Source organism: Chryseobacterium sp. ZHDP1, assembly GCF_018603435.1.
GTDB lineage: Bacteria > Bacteroidota > Bacteroidia > Flavobacteriales > Weeksellaceae > Chryseobacterium > Chryseobacterium indicum.
In genome coordinates this window covers 4,778,626-4,796,885 of sequence record NZ_CP075682.1, presented here as the reverse complement: position 1 = coordinate 4,796,885, position 18,260 = coordinate 4,778,626, and the positions used below count along the sequence as shown (strand labels likewise).

12 protein-coding genes are annotated in these 18,260 nt (G+C 35.5%); 5 read left to right on the top strand and 7 right to left on the bottom strand.

Features of this window, described 5'->3' with window-relative positions; genetic code table 11:
• Nucleotides 1-172: 172 nt before the first annotated feature.
• Nucleotides 173-2,911, bottom strand: a complete 2,739-nt coding sequence (locus KKI44_RS22110; RefSeq protein WP_214589168.1) for a fibronectin type III domain-containing protein — start codon at nt 2,909-2,911, stop codon at nt 173-175.
• A gap of 298 nt (nt 2,912-3,209) precedes the next feature.
• On the opposite strand from KKI44_RS22110, the gene rplS reads away from it, so the two are divergent.
• Nucleotides 3,210-3,566, top strand: coding sequence for a 50S ribosomal protein L19 (gene rplS / locus KKI44_RS22105; RefSeq protein ID WP_007846341.1), 357 nt, complete (start codon nt 3,210-3,212; stop codon nt 3,564-3,566).
• Between the two features lie 291 nt (nt 3,567-3,857).
• Here the strand turns inward: rplS and KKI44_RS22100 are convergent, their stop codons facing one another.
• The 4 genes from KKI44_RS22100 to rpsA form a co-directional block, all read right to left on the bottom strand.
• The gene (locus tag KKI44_RS22100) at nt 3,858-4,853 is read right to left on the bottom strand and encodes an alpha/beta fold hydrolase (RefSeq protein WP_214589167.1); all 996 of its coding nucleotides are present in this window, start codon (nt 4,851-4,853) and stop codon (nt 3,858-3,860) included.
• A gap of 62 nt (nt 4,854-4,915) precedes the next feature.
• Entirely contained in the window at nt 4,916-5,893 is a 978-nt protein-coding gene (locus tag KKI44_RS22095; protein ID WP_214589166.1) for an EamA family transporter, read from the bottom strand.
• A gap of 124 nt (nt 5,894-6,017) precedes the next feature.
• A complete protein-coding gene (locus KKI44_RS22090; protein WP_214589165.1) occupies nt 6,018-8,621 on the bottom strand; it encodes a T9SS-dependent M36 family metallopeptidase in 2,604 nt (867 codons plus the stop codon).
• A gap of 222 nt (nt 8,622-8,843) precedes the next feature.
• Nucleotides 8,844-10,640: a 30S ribosomal protein S1 gene (gene rpsA, locus KKI44_RS22085; RefSeq protein WP_076392562.1), complete on the bottom strand. Its 1,797-nt coding sequence runs from the start codon at nt 10,638-10,640 to the stop codon at nt 8,844-8,846.
• A 408-nt stretch (nt 10,641-11,048) separates the two neighbouring features.
• Here rpsA and KKI44_RS22080 point away from each other — a divergent pair, with 408 nt between their 5' ends.
• Nucleotides 11,049-12,356 (top strand): DEAD/DEAH box helicase, encoded by a 1,308-nt coding sequence (locus tag KKI44_RS22080; protein WP_214589164.1) that lies wholly within the window; start codon nt 11,049-11,051, stop codon nt 12,354-12,356.
• Between the two features lie 81 nt (nt 12,357-12,437).
• Here the strand turns inward: KKI44_RS22080 and KKI44_RS22075 are convergent, their stop codons facing one another.
• Nucleotides 12,438-13,331 carry an SMP-30/gluconolactonase/LRE family protein gene (locus KKI44_RS22075; protein WP_214589163.1) on the bottom strand — a complete coding sequence of 298 codons (894 nt, stop codon included), beginning with the start codon at nt 13,329-13,331 and terminating at the stop codon, nt 12,438-12,440.
• 262 nt (nt 13,332-13,593) lie between these two features.
• Here KKI44_RS22075 and ccoG point away from each other — a divergent pair, with 262 nt between their 5' ends.
• A complete protein-coding gene (gene ccoG, locus KKI44_RS22070) occupies nt 13,594-15,036 on the top strand; it encodes a cytochrome c oxidase accessory protein CcoG (RefSeq protein WP_214589162.1) in 1,443 nt (480 codons plus the stop codon).
• 84 nt (nt 15,037-15,120) lie between these two features.
• Here the strand turns inward: ccoG and KKI44_RS22065 are convergent, their stop codons facing one another.
• Nucleotides 15,121-16,002 carry an AraC family transcriptional regulator gene (locus KKI44_RS22065; RefSeq protein ID WP_214589161.1) on the bottom strand — a complete coding sequence of 294 codons (882 nt, stop codon included), beginning with the start codon at nt 16,000-16,002 and terminating at the stop codon, nt 15,121-15,123.
• Between the two features lie 164 nt (nt 16,003-16,166).
• On the opposite strand from KKI44_RS22065, the gene KKI44_RS22060 reads away from it, so the two are divergent.
• Entirely contained in the window at nt 16,167-16,511 is a 345-nt protein-coding gene (locus KKI44_RS22060; protein ID WP_076392608.1) for a MerR family transcriptional regulator, read from the top strand.
• Between the two features lie 112 nt (nt 16,512-16,623).
• Nucleotides 16,624-17,940 carry a helix-hairpin-helix domain-containing protein gene (locus tag KKI44_RS22055; protein ID WP_250902117.1) on the top strand — a complete coding sequence of 439 codons (1,317 nt, stop codon included), beginning with the start codon at nt 16,624-16,626 and terminating at the stop codon, nt 17,938-17,940.
• The last annotated feature ends 320 nt before the right edge of the window (nt 17,941-18,260 follow it).

The following is an 18,260-nucleotide window of genomic DNA, read 5'->3' as shown; positions in this document are numbered from 1 at the left end:
CGAGTAGCGAAAGCTGGAAAAAGCTCCAATTTTGATGATCGATAATCAATAATTGATGATTGATTATTGATGAGCGATGGGTCAATATATAATTGATCCGGGTATTACCAAAAATAACAAAAACGGACTTTTCTAAGCCCGTTTTGTTGTTTTATATGAAAATTGAAGTGTTTTACTGAATGACTAATTTTAAGGTAAATAATTTTCTTGTGTATACTTTTACAAAATACACTCCTTTCGGAAGATTTTCGTTGACCAGAGAGAAACGCTGGTTATTTACATTTTTCGACTGATATAAAAGGTCTCCGTTGGCAGAAAGAAGTTCTATTTTTTCGATCGGATAATCACTTTTAATAAAAGTCGGTTCACCGGGTTTTGTAGGATTCGGATAAAGAACCACATTTTTCTCTGTACTTTTTGTTTCTTCTGTTCCAAGCGGTGTTCCGGTTACCTGAAACTGAACCCTGTTTGAAACTTCCGTGTAAGAATCGTTGGTAAACATCACCATATAATAATTTCCCGGTGCTGCAGGAACTGCTGTTCCGGTGATTGTTTTGGTTCCCTGTGTAATTCCGTCAAAATAAGTATAAGAAATAAACTGATCATCCGGAACCGAAATATTCTGAGGATAAATTCCGAGCCAGTCTTTGATTATTCCCGGAGAATCCGTCCATGAAGCGGTGATATTTTCTCCTAAACTGTAAACCGGTTTGTTGATCCAAAGTTCGGTGACTACATCCCCTACTTTAAAGAAAACTTTTTCTCCAACCGTTGTATAACCGTCTTCCAAGAAGTACTGTGCATAATAATATCCTTTGGCAAGGCCTGTAAAATTAAGCGTTCCCGAAGCCGTTGTCACATAGCTCCACTGAGTAGAATTTATGGTTCCGGGCGTGTGTCCCATTTTATAAATTCCGATCCAGTCTTTGGTTAAATTCGGTCCGTTGGAGAAATTTACGGTTACGGTTCCGCCAACAGGATAAACATCTGAAGTGGTACTCAGATTAACTTTCGGACCTACGTAGAAGTTTTTTCTCGGTGTAATTTCCGTATATCCGTTATTGGCAAAAAATCCTGCAAAATACTGACCTTTGGCAGAAATTCCGTTCGGGAAAGTGGCTGTTCCTGCGGTTTGCCCGTTGGTATACACAAAAGCCTGAGAAGTTACGGCAGAAGGATTCTGTCCTTTTTTATAAATTCCAACCCAGTCCTGATTATTTCCTGGACCGTCTGTAAAGTTGGCAATAATGGGTTCGTTTTGAAGATATTCTGTTTTATTTAAAGTGAAAACAGGATTAGAAACCACACTTCCGGTTACTGTAAACTGTTTTACATCACTCCAGTCGCTCCACTCCATGTTGCGGTCTCTGTAACGCACTTTTACGTAATAATTTCCGTTGGTGATTGAGTTGGCGGCAATAGTAGCTTTTGTGATATCTACTCCTGCATTCAGGTTTTTGGTGATATCGGGAGTTCCGCTTCCGTCTTTTCCGAACCAGTTTTCATAGTCTCTGTAAAATTCTTTTTCAATGATGGAAAAATCAGCCGCTTTACTAATTAAGAACTGAGTGGTGTTCAGCAATTCTCCGTTTGAGCTTGAAAATGTACTTCCGTTTAAAGTTAACGGTAAAGTAACCGGCGCCGTAAATGTATTGGAAATGGAAGGTTTTGCAGGTTTGGGCTGATTTTTATAGCGGTGGAATGTATCAATCAGCTCATTATATTTTTTATGATAAACCCCTCCGATAGAATAGGATTCCACATCTACTTTTCCTGTGTTTACATCTACTTCCACGATCTGGTACGTCCAGTCTGTTAATGTTTTCTGAACATCATCAAAGTCCTGTTCGGTCGACATTCCCCAATACTGATCCCATGCAACTCCACCGGAAATAATCTGGTAATTCGGTGTATTTTTCAGCTGACCTCTGTGGTATAAATGGTGATGCGCTCCAACGTGCATTAAATATTTTGAAGAAGTGGTTAAAAGTGGAACGGCACTGTTTCTTACCCATGTAGAAATATCTCCTACATATTGTTCCGCCTGATACGGTCTGTGGCTCAGAGAAATGATCCAGTCTACCGTAGAATCGCCGTTTGCAGCATTTAAAACCTGTTGCAGCCAAGTCATTTGTGCAGAACCGGTATGTTCAGAGCTTAAGCTTATAAAGAGAACGTTTCCAGCCTGTTGCGCATAGTAATTTTCGTTTCCTGAGCTAATGTTTTTATACTGAATTTCATCGATGTAAAAATGTGCATAATAGGAATTCATTCCCAGACTTCCGTAAGTTTCATGGTTTCCCACCGTGGTCTGAATCGGAAGATAAGGCGATAAATTAATGTTTTTCTTGAAATGAACATTTTCGTAATGATCCAGAGTTCCCACATCTACCTGATCTCCTACCATGAAGGTTAAAGCAATATTATCTGAAGGATCGGAAGCCGCACCGAATTTTTCCTTTAATTTTTTATAAGCATTTAAAGTTAAGGTATCGTATCTCGGTTCTGCTTTAATCTGGTTGTCGCCCATGATCAGGAAACGGATTTTTCCGTTGGCTGTTGCTGCTTGTCCCGGTAGAGGAAGTGTCCGGAAATTATACACTGCAGATTCACTGGTTCCTGTTTTAATCTTATAATAGTATTTTGTGTTAGGCTGAAGATTGGCAATTTTTGCAGTGTGATAAAAGTAATTGTTGTTATATCCTGTATCTGAAAAAATATTCGTTGTTCCTGTAAAAGTAACATTCAGGTTGGTTGGGCTGGTTCCGTAAAAAACTGTGGTTTCATTATTGGAAGAGGTTTTCCAGTTGACAATCATGGAAGTTGGCGTCGGATTTTGTAAATAAGGATACAAAGTCTGTCCAAAAACCATCTGGACGACGAAGAGGAAAAAGAAAAAATAATGTTTCATTTTTAGTTTAATTTTTATTAGATTTATTGAGATTAAAAATTGTATATCAGCGGATTATTAAAAATTGTACTGCCTGATTTTATTTTCGTGCAAAAGTAGAATTCACATATAAACTGTGTCTGATGGGAAGTTGAAGGAAACATTAAATCTGAGCCGAAAAACGGGATGAAAATTTCATGATATTTAATATAAAATTGTTTGGAAAATTTCAAAAATGTTTTGTACATTTGCAACCTGTTATTCAACCTCTGACGAAGTCCGTGTAAGTTGCTTAGCTTTAACATTTTATTTATTAATAATGGATTTATTAAAGTACGTACAAGACAAGTACATTACAAAAAAAGAATTCCCTGAATTCAAAGCGGGTGATACGATCACTGTTTACTACGAAATTAAAGAAGGACAAAAAACAAGAACTCAGTTTTTCAAAGGAACAGTTATCCAATTGAGAGGTACTGGTTCTACAAAAACTTTCACCATCAGAAAAATGTCTGGTGATGTAGGAGTAGAAAGAGTATTCCCAATCAACATGCCGGCTCTTCAAAAAATCGAAGTTGACAGAAGAGGTAAAGTTAGAAGATCTAGAATCTACTACTTCAGAGATCTTAGAGGTAAAAAAGCGAGAATTAAAGACGCTGCTTACAAGAAGAAATAATTCAGACAACAATACATACGAAAAGAGACTGCTAATTTTTAGCGGTCTCTTTTTATTTGAAGTACATATTTATTTGGAGCTTTTTCCCGCTTTCCGCTGCAATCTTTTTTTTTTCAAAAAAGGATTTTTACTGCAATCGGGGCTAAGAAAAGTATGCATTTTAAAACCACCCCGTCAAAAATTTCAGGAAATTTTTGCCACCCCTCCAGAGGAGGAGAATTCATTCATTAAAAATAAATTTATATATTCTCTCAATCATTTAAATTTTCAATCATCAAACCTTTTGCTTTTCTACTTAATAAATTCATACAACGCATTCCAGAATTTATCATAGACTTCGATATGCGGAAGGTGTCCTACGTTTTCGATTTCCACGAGTTTAGAACCAACAATCTGTTGTTGTGTTTTCTTTCCTAATTCCTGATATTGCCCCATTTTTGTTTGCAGTTCTTTTGGAGCGCGGTCTTTCCCGATTGCGGTTCTGTCTCTTGTTCCGATAATGAGTAAAGTGGGAACTTTTATGTTTTTAAATTCATAGCAAACCGGCTGATTGTAAATCATATCTGAAGTTAAGGCTGCATCCCATGCAACTTTTGGATAATCAGGATGTACAGTCCATCCTGCAATTAAGTTTAACCATGGTTGATATTCTGCTTTCCATTTATTGTCGTAATAAAATTTAAGCTGATAATTTTTATAGGTTTCTGCGGTATTTTTTAATTCTGACTGATATGCCTGATCAATTGTTTGATAAGCAGCAAATGTTTTATAATCTTCCAATCCGATTGGATTTTCTAAGATCAATTTTTCAACTTTTTCGGGGTATTGTAAAGTAAATCTTGTCGCAATCATCCCTCCCATCGAATGTCCTAAAACAATAATTTTATCGATTTTTAATTTGTCCAAAATGGCTTTTGTATTTTCTGCCAACTGCGAAAATGAAAACTGATAACTTTGAGGTTTTGAAGATTTTCCAAATCCTATCTGATCCGGAATAATCACTCTGAAACCATTATCTGAAAGGTCTTTGGCGGTTCTTTCCCAATAAGCTCCATTAAAATTCTTACCATGAAGGAGCATGATGACTTTTCCGTTTGACTTTGTTGGCTGAACATCCATGTAAGCCATTTTCAAATTGTTTTTCTGAGATGTAAAATTTAAAAAATGAACTTCGAAAGGGTATTGATAATTCGTTAATTCCGCATCCAGTGGTTTCACCTGTGACAATAAAAGATTCGTACTTGTAATAAAAATTAATGCGGTAAATATATTTCTGTAATATTTCATAAACCATTTTATTTACTGAAATTAAAAAACCGTTCCAAATGAAACGGTTTCAATAGTATTATTTAAGATATTTCAGCAAGTTGATTTTCTTTTTTAGATAAATTCATGAGGACAATTGCAAAAAGTATTAGTGCAATTCCAACCCATTGTATAAAAATTACTTTTTCACCCAATAAAACAAAGGCCATCGTCACAGAAACCGGTAATTCTAAAGAAGAAACGATGCTTCCCAATCCAAGTCCTGCATTCGGAAATCCGACATTAAATAAAATCGGCGGAATTATGGTTCCGAAAAGTGATAAAATTAAACCATATTTCCATAAAATTGAATAATTAAAGGAATGAATATGCTCTGTATTGTCTGTAAAATTAAGGTAAAAAGATTTTAAACCTTCGAAATGCAGCGGTCCGATCTGTGCAAAAAACAAAAATGCAAAAACAACAACTGAACCACCCAAAAGCATGATAATACTTTTTCTGAAAACAGGTAAGTGCGTTGCTAAAGTATTGGAAGTAAACATCGTTAGTGTATAGGAAGCTGCAGCTAATAATCCCCAGAAAATTCCTTTCCAGTCCAGATCTAAACTTTCATTGATTAAATTGGTGGCTAAAATGGTTCCCGCCAAAACAATAATAACGGAAACAATTTTTCTTGCATTGGGCAGTTTTTTTGTCAGAAAACTTTCCACCACTACACTGAACCAGACGGACTGCATCAGCAAAACAATCGCTATCGAGACATTGATATACTGAACTGCAATGTAATAAAACAAACTGGTGCAACCTAATGAAGTTCCGGCTAACAGTAAGTTTCTTACTTCTTTTGATGTTGGTGAAGGCAAAGCTTTTTTAGAGGTGATTGTCTGAATAAAATTTAAGACTAAAAGGCCCACTATTCCCAATAAAAACTGTGATGTTGTAACTTCTGAAGTGGTATAACCATCCTGATAAGCGAGTTTAACAAACGTTGCCAGCATCCCATATATACTTGCGCCAATCCCTACAAATAGAACTCCCTTTAAAATATTTTTCTTCTGCATAATTCATTTTTACAGCCTGCAAAGGTACAATATATTATTAAATGAATAATAAAATGGCTGTGAAAATAAAAAGTTACGGCGCGAGCTTCGCTCGCGCCGTAACTAAAATTTATAAATATTCAGATTATTTTTTAACAATAACTTTTGATGCAGCATCAATACCGATGCCTTTTACTTTCACCATATATGTTCCGTTAATCAGTTTATCTGTAGAGATTGATTTTTTAGCATCTGGAGAAATTTTATCCTCAGAAGAAACTAATTTTCCAGACATATCATAAATTTCAACACTTACTTTTCCTAACGTATTGCTTGGGAAATTGATGAAAAATTCATTCTTCGCAGGATTAGGATAAATTGAAATGTTGTTTTTAACAACTTTTACTTCGTCTGTAGCCAATACACAATCTGCAGGAACACTAAAATCCTGAACCTGATCATTAATATTTGTTAAACTTCCCGCACTAGCATTAACACCTAAACCTCTCTTTGCAAACGTTCTCCAGATCATACATCTGTCTGCACCTCCTTTAGCCTGATCTGCTGCAATGATGGCATCTCTACCATTGATAAATGTAGGATTACAAACCTGAAGTTTCAATGCGTCGGTTACTAATTGTAAAACTCTTGAGCTACCATTTGTTGTGTTTGCCATTACATCAGAAGAATATCCATACTTGGCAACATACTGCCAGTGAAGATCCCAAAGCATTGTAGCCCATACAAATCCAATAGAGTGTACATCAGGAACTATTTGTAAATTAGTATTCGTATACTCCATTCCATTGGTGTCACCATAAGTATAATCATTAATGGCAAAATCTGGTGAATATTGAGCTGGTCTTATACCGCTTCCAAAAATCCCTTGTCCTGCTGCATATGTTGCCATACCTCTTGGAACAGAGGCGTTATCTCCCGCCTTATTAGTAAGCATTAAAGCAAAGAAGTCCGACCATCCTTCACCCATTTGCTCTTTATCTAAAGAAGAATTCAAACATCCAGAACCAGTTCCGGTAAGTCTATTAGAAATTCCGTGACCATATTCATGAACTACTATTCCATTATCAAAACTTCCATCTGGCGTAATACTGCTGGCAGGATCATTTTTTAAAGTTACATTTACAGTTGTATTAGCGGAAAGCTGCCCTTTAATATATTCACCTTCAGTATTTGAAATTAGAACTGATGGGATAGTAATCGTTGCATCAGTTCCAGACATATTTCCAACCGTATCACCATTTGTAGTGTTATTATAAATAATTACTGCTGTAGCTCCTGCGTTTTGTGCATTTTTCACCTTAACTGTAAAATTACAAGTTCCTCTTTCTACTAAACCAATCTTACCCGTTAAAGATCCTGCAGGTATTGCTGTACAGCCATCAAGAACTGAGGATAACTGTACATTGCCTGTAACACCAGTCGCATCTAAAGCATTTCCAAATAAAGCTGTTCCTGCAATGGGTTGACGAGGCACTGCCGAAGTCGGTGCATTATAATAAAATATTCTGTTCACAGCTGACCAAAGATACATCTGCATTCTTGGTTTACTTCCATCACTAGGACTTGCAAAGTTAGCATTATTTGTTCCTCCTCCATCTTGTGCTTCAGCCTGTACATAATCGTTACCAGAACCTCCTAAGCCAAAATTAGTATTCTGAAAGTTTCTTGCTGTAGGAGTAAAACCAAACATGTAGAAAATATCGTGAATTTTATTATTAATATAAAATAAATTCGTTATTGCCGCATTCTGATTGTTTAATGGATCATCATTAATATTAAAAGCATAATTGAAATTTCTTGTAGTGCCTCCATCAGGTGAATATCCAACTGCATTGGTTCCTGCTGTATCCTCATAAGCATGTACGTTATTACCTCTTGTAATTGTATAACGGGTAGTTCCGTCATAATGCCATCCTTCCGGAGAGGCAGTTAAGATCCATGGATTACTTACAATTGATCTTGAACCAAATGTAGGAGCCTCTATAGGTAATGCAAAAACATTATATGAAGCGTTATCGGGTGCTAAAAGTGAAAAACTATTTTTACTTTCTTCTTGCTTTAGCGGTCCTGCTGTAATAGTTTCATTATGAACATGACTGTAATCACGCGAATAAGCATCATTATGGAAATTACAGGATAAGTTCAAATCTAGTTTACTGATAATATTTCCTGTATTTGCATCTACTAGAATATCCCAATAGCTTGGAGAATTAGGCTCTGGAAAAGAGAATTGGTAAGCTAATTTTAAAGCACCATTATCTTGTACGTATACCAGTCTTTGTTTTGCAGCGGGTGCGTTATTTAAATCTGCATCATTATACCCTAAAATAGGATAATTCTGAATTTTATCTTTCTGTAAATTTTCAGCTATTTTCTGAAGAGCAGCAGTCTTCGTAACAGAAGCTGTATTTGATACAGAAGAAGTATAATCTTTCAAAAAAGTATCAGAATAATAAATTACTTTATTATCTCTTACTAAAACAGTACCTTCCGCATTGTATACCGGAAGTCCATTATAAGTCTGCTGGAATTTAATTACATTTCCATTTAATGACTTTGATTCATCAACATTATCAATCTTAAAATTTGTAAGATCTGATTTCTTATATTCTCTGATCTTATTTTGAGAAATATAATCCTTAATTAACTTCTCATTATCCTGTCCGAAAAGAACAGAAGGAAACATTGCAGAAACTACAAATAAAAGGGGTAAAGCTACTTTTTTCATATACACTAATAAAGCCGCTAATTTACATATAATTAACAATAAAACAATAGTATAATTTAAAATTATTTAAATAGACATTTAATTTAACAATAGTATATAAACTCCGCTAAATTTATGAATAAATCAAATTAAGAAATCCCGGATTAACAGCAATTTTATGAATTGAATAAAAACAAAAAAGCCACTCTTTTGAGTGGCTTAATATTTAAAATGAATCAGGTATTATTTCCCTTCTTCCATTTTTCTTTTTAATTCTGCTAATGCATCGATATCTCCAAGAGTAGATCTCTCTTCGTTTGAAGATGATGAAACATTATTAGATCTGTTGTTAGAGTTTTCTCTTACGTTTTTCTTCTCTTCGTCTCTGAAGATTCCTGTATGAGAAACTACTACTCTCTTGAATTCTTTGTTGAATTCAATTACTTTGAAATCAGCCTCTTCACCTTTCTTGATTTTAGATCCGTCTTCCTTCTCTAATAATCTTGATGGACAGAATGCTTCAACTTCAGCATCTTCGAACTGTACAGAAGCTCCTTTATCGTGTACTTCTACCGCTTTACCAGCGTGAACTGTTCCTTCAGCATATTTAGTTTCGAATGCATCCCAAGGGTTTTCTGTTAATTGTTTGTGACCTAGAGATAATCTTCTAGCCTGGATGTCTAGTTCAAGAACTACAACATCTAATTTATCACCAACTGCACAGAATTCAGATGGATGCTTGATTTTCTTAGTCCAAGAAAGATCAGAAATGTAGATTAAACCGTCGATACCTTCTTCTAACTCTACGAATACACCAAAGTTAGTGAAGTTTCTTACAGTTCCTACGTGCTTAGATCCTACAGGATACTTAGCTTCGATATTTTCCCATGGATCTTTGCTTAATTGCTTGATACCTAAAGAAATTTTTCTGTCTTCTCTGTCTAAAGTAAGTACTTCAGCTTCTACCTCATCACCTACTTTTACAAAGTCACCTGCAGATCTCAAGTGAGTAGACCAAGACATTTCAGAAACGTGGATTAATCCTTCAACACCCGGAGCAATTTCTACGAATGCACCATAGTCAGCAAGAACTACTACTTTTCCTTTTACTTTATCTCCAACTTTTAAGTCAGCAGAAAGAGCATCCCAAGGATGAGCTTCTAATTGCTTCATACCTAACTGGATTCTTGTTTTCTCATCATCAAAATCAAGGATAACCACTTTTACAGTCTGTCCGTCCTCAAGGATTTCAGATGGGTGGTTCACTCTAGACCAAGAAAGGTCTGTAATGTGGATCAATCCATCAACACCTCCTAAGTCGATGAACACACCGTAAGAAGTAATATTCTTAACAGTACCTTCAAGAACCTGTCCTTTTTCTAACTGAGCGATGATTTCTTTTTTCTGACCTTCGATATCTGCTTCGATCAATGCTTTGTGAGAAACTACTACGTTTTTGAACTCAGGGTTGATTTTCACAACTTTGAATTCCATAGTTTTTCCTACGAACTGATCGTAATCTTTAATTGGCTTAACGTCGATCTGAGAACCAGGTAAGAATGCTTCGATTCCATGTACGTCAACGATCATACCTCCTTTAGTTCTAGACTTAACAAAACCGTTAACGATTTCACCTGTTTCGTGAAGTTCGTTTACTTTATCCCAGGCTTTAAGCGTTCTTGCTTTTCTGTGAGATAACTGTAACTGTCCTGTTTTGTCTTCTCTTCTGTCCACCATTACTTCTACCTCGTCTCCTACTTTAAGACCTTGGTTGTAACGGAATTCGTTAAGAGAAATAACACCTTCAGACTTGAAGTTGATGTCTACGATAGCTTCTTTATCAGTTAATCTTACTACTTTACCAATTAGAACGTCGTTATCGTCTAAGTTGTTTAAAGATCCGTTGTAGATTTCTTCTAAATCGCTTTTCTCTTTTCTAGCATCAGCATCAAGACCAGATTCGAAAGAATCCCAGTCAAATTGTTCAGGTGCTACGTTTTGATTTAATAATAATTCAGCTGAATTTGTCTCTTTTGACATAATTCTAATTAAATTTGTATTCCTTCTCTTTCAACGGTCTGAATAAATGTGAATTGAAAAATACGGAAGTAATTAATTTTTAGTTATTTACTCTTCAAACCTTTTCGCCACAAAAGTGGGTGCAAAGATATGAAATTTATTTGAAACAAACAATAATATTCTGAGCATCAAAATACTGCATATCTTTACCAGACAATGCATACTTTACAAATATTCATCCCTGAAATATTGTTTTAATAAAATGAAGCTACCTAAGACAGCTAAACCATCATTCTAATCCAGCCTTTGAAATCAGGAAAAAGCGCCTTATAATTTTTTATTGATATCTTTTAGTTAAAAACAAATCTTAAACTTTAAACTGAAAAAAACAACTAGCCAACACCATAACGAATTCTGTATCTTTGCACCATGGAATTAGAATCTATCTACGAAAAACTGCAGATTCAGGACATGAATCAGATGCAGAAATCTACATACAAAGCGACAGAAAACAATCAGGATGTTGTCCTGCTCTCTCCTACCGGTTCGGGAAAAACACTGGCTTTTTTGTTTCCTGTGCTGCGAAATTTAAAGAAAAACAGTTCAGGAATTCAGGCTCTTATTCTGGTTCCGGCGCGAGAACTGGCTTTACAGATCGAGCAGGTTTTTAAAGCAATGGGAACCGATTTTAAAGTTTCCGTGTGTTATGGCGGTCACGACAAAAAAATTGAGGTAAACAACCTGATTGAAGCTCCGGCGGTATTAATCGGAACACCGGGAAGAGTGGTTTATCATCTGAGGAATAATAATTTTGATCCGAAAACCATCAAAACGCTGGTTCTGGATGAGTTTGATAAGGCTCTTGAACTTGGCTTTCATGATGATATGGAATTTATTTCCAATTCATTGAAGGGATTGTCTCAGAGAATTTTAACTTCCGCAACGGCAATGGACGAAATTCCTGCATTTACTGGATTAAAAGATGAAAAGATTATTGATTTTTTAAAACTAAGCGAAGCAAAACCCGACATTCAGTTTAAAAAGGTAATGACTACGCCGGAAGAAAAACTGGACACGTTATTCAATTTAATCTGTAAAATCGGGAACAAAAGAACTTTAATTTTCTGCAATCACCGAGAAGCAGTTGACCGGATTTCCGAGCTTCTCCGCCAGAAAGGAATTGACAGAGAAACCTTCCATGGAGGAATGGAACAGGATGAAAGAGAACGCGCCCTGCTGAAATTTAGGAACGATTCTGCAAGAATTTTAATTACCACTGATCTGGCTGCAAGAGGGTTAGATGTTCCGGAAGTAGAATCGATCGTTCATTATCAGTTACCGCCGAAAGAAGACGCTTTCATCCACAGAAACGGTCGTACAGCAAGAATGAACGCGAAAGGTTTTGCGTATCTTATTATGACGGAAGATGAAAATTTCCCTTTCATCAAAAACAATACACCGGAAGACAGCGTAGCCGGATTTACCAGAGTTCCGGAAAAAACGCCTTTTCAAACCATCTATATCAGCGCCGGAAAAAAAGACAAAGTGAATAAAGTGGACATTGTTGGTTATCTGCTGAAAAAAGGAGAACTCCAGAAAGAAGATGTCGGCTTGATCGAAGTAAAAGACACGACTTCTTACGTTGCCGTATCAAGAAATAAAGTCAATGCGCTGCTGAAAAAACTTGCCAATGAAAAACTGAAGGGCAAGAAAGTAAAAATGGAAGTGGCGTATTAAGATTAAGGTTGAGGTTAAGATTTAGATTAAGGCTGAGATTAAAACACAACGCTTATCTAAACCTTAACCTCAACCTTAAATTTATCTCACTCCTCTTACTCGTGTCGGTAAAGTATAAACAGATTTTGAAGCGGTGATGAATAGAACATCATTATTTTTACCTCCGAAAGTAACGTTAGAAGTCCAGTCTTCTTCGATGGGAATATGATAAATCTTCTTTCCTTCTCTGTTGAATACATGAACCCCTTTTCCAGTTAAATAAAGATTTCCGTGTTTGTCTAACGTCATTCCGTCGGAACCCATTTCACAGAAAAGTTTTTTCTCGGATAATTTTCCTTCGCCCAAAATATCATAAACATATGTTTTTCCGGCATCAATATCCGAAACATACAATTTTCTGAATTTTTCGCTTCCTACCACTCCATTCGGCTGTGTAAAGGTTTCAAGTTTGGAAATCTGTCCGTCTTTATTTCTGTAGTATAAACTTTTATGCGGAGTTTCCTGCTTAAAATTCACCCAGTAATCTCGTACATACAGAGGATCGGTAAAATACATTCCGCCAAACTCGTCATTCCAGACATCATTCGGTCCGTTCAGTCTTTTTCCTTCAAAGCCTTTCAGCAGAACCTGTACTTTTTTATCTTTTGAAATTTTCCAGATTTCACCCTGATCATCGGAACAGGTGATTAAATTATCATCTTTATCGAAATGTGTTCCGTTGGCTCTTCCCGTTTTATTCATGAACTCAATCACTTTATTGGTTTTCCAGTCCCAATAATAAATCTTATCATTCGGCTGATCCGTGAAGTACACATTCCCTTCTTTATCCGAGGAAGGACCTTCGGTAAAACTGAACTGATCCGAAACTTTCTCGGGCTTTACATCTTCATAAAACATTTTAGTGGTATTTACTGATTGACAGCTATATACTGCTAAAATCAAACCAAGCGAGCCGGTTTTTAAAATATTTTTCATTCCGCACAATTTTTAAAGCAGGCAATTTACGATATGTAAAATGAGATTCAAAGTTTATTTTCTCTTTTTGATTAAATAAAAACCAAATCCAAAATGTCCGAATTGTACTATTTCAGAAGCAGATCATATTAGTTCAGGAAACAATTATTGCAGAGCTTTGTATCAGTGAAAAACACTATAGGATTTTAGTTAAAAATATCTGGAAATGAGCATTTAAACTTTATTAAATGATTTCAGCCAGCTTTCAGATCAAATCAAAAAGATGAATACACAGAACAGCAATTTTCAGGCTCCGGAACTTTATGAGGAAAGCTTCCGGAATTCCGTAGGAACAATGGACGAAACCGGAAAAAGAAAATGGGTCTATCCGAGAAAACCCAAAGGAAAATTTACCAACTACAGAGATTATGTAACTTATTTGCTTTTAGCGATATTTTTCACTTTACCTTTTGTGAAAATCAACCATAATCCTTTTCTTTTATTTAATGTTATCGACAGAAAATTTTTTATTTTCGGACAGCCGTTTTATCTGCAGGATTTTTTCATTTTAGCACTTGGAGCCGTTACTTCTGTTATTTTTGTGATGCTTTTCACCGTTGTTTTCGGAAGGATTTTCTGTGGCTGGCTTTGTCCGCAGACCATTTTTATGGAAGGGGTTTTCCGGAAAATAGAATACTGGATCGAGGGCGACCGTAATAAACAGATGAAGCTCGACCGACAGGAATGGAACAGCGAAAAAATAAGAAAAAGGCTCACCAAATGGTCTGTTTACGCCGTTCTTTCTGTGGTGATTACGAATTTCATGTTCATGTATATTGTTGGTTATGAAGAAGTTTTCAGAATCATCACCGAAGGTCCCGCAGAAAATCCGCTGAAGTTTCTTGCGATGATCTGTTTCACTGCGGTTTTCTATTTTGTTTTTTCGTGGCTGAGAGAGCAGGTTTGTACTTTGGTTTGTCCGTACGGAAGATTACAGGGCGTTTTAATCGACAAACAGACCATCAACGTTTATTATGATTTTAAAAGAGGTGAAAACCGCTCCAAATGGAAAAAAGACGAAGACCGAAAAGCCGTCGGAAAAGGAGATTGTATCGATTGTAATCAATGTGTTGTTGTCTGTCCTACAGGAATTGACATCCGAAACGGACAGCAACTGGAATGCGTAAACTGCACCGCATGTATTGATGCGTGTGACGAAATTATGGTAAAAGTAGGTCTTCCGAAAGGGCTGATCCGTTATGCCACAGAAGCGGAAATTGAAAATCAGGAGAAATTCAAATTTACCGGAAGAATGAAAGCAACAACGGTAATTTTAAGTTTACTGATCGGGTTTTTAGGATTTCTGATGTACGACAGAGGTTCGATGGAAGCTAAATTCATTAAACCGGCAGGATCAACATTTTTCATTAAAAACGGAAAAATTACGAATACTTTTATTTATACGCTTTTAAACAAATCCAACGAAAAGAAAACACTCACAATAAAAGTCTTGAATCCTAAAAATGCGGAAATTAATTTCTTCGGCAATGAAAAAATTATATTGAAAGGGGATCAGATCTTAAAAGGAAATATCAATATTTCTTTCCCTGAAAAAGAGATCCGGTTTTCGAAACAGAATATGACGATTGGCGTTTTTGATGAAAAAGGAAATCTTGTAGATTCTTTCGACACGGTATTTGAAGGACCTTTTCAATTGGTATTGTAGATATTGAGGTGAGAGTTTGAGTTTGAGTGTTTCAGAGTTTTAGAGAGGAGTTTGTTGGAGTTAAACTTCATACCATCAACAAAATTAAGCCTTATATTTTTTAATAAATTGTGTGGGAGTCATGCCGGAAGTTTTACGGAAGACTCTCACAAAATAGGAATATTCTTCGAAACCAAGACGGAACGCAATTTCCGTAAGGCTTTCATCAAGATACATAAGCATTCTTTTGGCTTCCAGAATTATTCTTTCTGTAATAACGTCAGTCGCTGTTTTCTGAACGACAGTTCTGGTAATTCTGTTTAAATGTTTAGACGAAATTTCCAATAAAGAAGCATAGAAAGCAACGGATTTTTCTTTTGCAAAATACTCTTCAATAAGATTTTCGAACTGCTGATAATGTTTAAAATAAGAAATGTTAACCCCAGAATTTTCTTTTCCCAGCTCTTTTGAAAAAGCTCTTGTTGCCTGAATGAAAATCTGTGACATCAGTGAAAGAATTAAACCATCTTTCATCACGTTTTGAAGCTGATATTCTTTTTCCAGTGCTGCAAAAAGGTGATTATTTTCTCTTAGTTCCGTTGCAGTAAGCTGTAATTTTCTTGGGAAATTAACCGATCCGAAAAAGGGAAAACTTCTGAGCTTCTGATTGACATAATGCATTTCGTAAAAATCCTGTGAGCAGAAAAAAATATATCCATCGATATCCTCAGAAAGTTCCCAGCTGTGAATCTGTCCCGGAGACATAAAAAATAAGCTTCCTGCTGAAACGTCATATTTCTGAAAATCAATTTCATGCATTCCGCTTCCTTTGGTAAAGAGAATTGTGGCATAAAAATCATGACGGTGCGGTTTTTCGATATGTCTGTGTCCCAAAACCAGATGTTCCTTCATTCGGTTGAAATAAAAATCTGAGGTATTTTTACCAGGCTGAAAAAGATTAATATGGATAACAGAAATAGAATTCAATTTTTTATACGTTTTTCATCATCAAAAATAACAAAAAGAATTACATTTTCTTATCATAAAATTCACATTGAACCCTGATTACAAAGCGGAGAATGAACTTTTTGCCCTCTTAATTTGCTGTGGGATTTAAAAAATTTTTATCTTTGACCATTACGATTCTAAAAATGAAGATAAATTTACCTGATAAACTGTATTATTCAATAGGAGAAGTAGCGAAAGCTTTTGATGTAAATACTTCATTAATACGTTATTGGGAACAGGAATTCCCTATCATTAAGCCTAAAAAGAACAAAAAAGGCAATCGGTATTTCACTCCGGAAGACATTAAAAATCTTCAGATCATTTATCATCTCGTAAAAGAAAAAGGCTACACTCTGGACGGTGCTAAAATCGCATTAACCACCAACAGCAAGATCTCCGAAACCATCACCATCATCGACAGATTGGAATTTGTAAAAGCTGAATTGCTGAAACTGAAGGAGTCTTTGGCAGAGAGGGATGAGGAATAGTTTAAATATTTCTTCCATAATCTTTTTTGAATTTATTTTTTGAAGCCGAATAACAGAATTTATATCCTAAAATAATCCAATTGCAACCCCATCATTGCGAATACTTAACAGAATGATTAAGTTTACAGCGATGAAAAAAAACTATTACCAGAGATTGGCAGTCATGGGAATATTGCTGATCATTTTATTCGCTTTTCAAAAATATACAAGTAAGGAAAAGGAAGAATTTCCCGATGTTCAGTTTATCACACAACCATTCGCTGTGCTCCATCTCACAGAGTTTGATCCTAATGAACTGGATGAAAAACAATGGCAGAATTTAGGGTTTACAGAAAAACAAACAGCGACGATTCTCAACTATAAGAAAGTAGTCGGAGGAAGATTTGTATCAAAGGAACAGCTTAAAAAATGCTTTGCCATTTCTGAGGAAAAGTTTTCGGAGCTGAACCATTATATTTTACTTCCGGAAACCCGTAAAGAAGCCAAATCAGTTGCATTCAAAAGTTTTGAAAAAAAATCGATTACGGTTAGAGGAAAATTTAACCCCGATCTTTATTCGGCAGACGACTGGACGAAAATGGGCTTTAGTGAAAATCAGGCAAAAGCTATTTTAAAATACAAAAGTTATCTGGGCGGAAGTTTTGTGAGCAAGGAAAAATTCAGGGAGTGCTTTATCATCAGTGAAGAAAATTTTCAGAAAATCGATCCTTATCTTATTCTACCGGAGAAAACACCGGAAAATTACAGAGCTGCTAAAAATTTTAATGTCGATAAAAAGAAAATTCAATATCATTCTTTCGATCCGAATGCATTGGATTTTGAAGGATGGAAGTCTTTTGGCTTTTCAGATAAACAGGCACAAATCATCATCAATTACCGTGACCGGAATTTAAAAGGAAGCTTTAAAAATCTGGAAGACATTCAGAAATGTTTTGTTATTTCTTCTGAGAAGTTTGAGGAAATGAAACCGTTCATTAAATTCAATACAGAAACAATTGCGGTGAGTAAAAATGACAAATCTGAAACTAAGCAGCAGGAAAAAACGGATTTTACCAAGGTAGATTTAAACGCAATAACCTACAAACAGCTTATAGAGTTTGGATTTGACGGAAAAGCAGCCGGTTCGATGATCGGTTTTCGAAATAAACTGGGTGGATTCGTGAATAAAGAACAGATTCTTTCTACGTACAATATTGATCCGGAACTGACGAAAAAATTACTTTCAACCGCACCGCTTATAACTTCGAATGTTCAGAAATATACGTTGCAGGATGCTCCGGAAGAATGGCTGAAAAATCATCCTTATTTTAAATATTCTGCAGAAAAAATTATTTTTTACCGAGTTTCCGAAAAAGATGAGAATAAAATCTGGAAGATGCTAAAACTGAAACCAGAGTATGAAGTGAGGATGAAATGGTATTTGAAGTAGGATGCAATTTTCCACACTTTAATTGAACCGCAAAAGAAGCATAACATAAAAATATCACATTTAAAATCAACAAGATACCTCTTTTTAATTAACCTCAGTTCGGGATAAGAAAAAAAATTAAATAATTGATTTATAATGTTGTATTATTTTATCGCAAAGAAAAACAAAAGATTTTTTTAATTATTGAAAGTTTGTAAGGTAAACAAAGGTACTTCGTTTATTTAAAAAAGACAAAAATGGTATTACTTTGATAAGTTTTACGCCTTTGTATATCTTAAAAGCGGAATTCCTGATAATTGAATCTCTTTGTTTAACCTTGC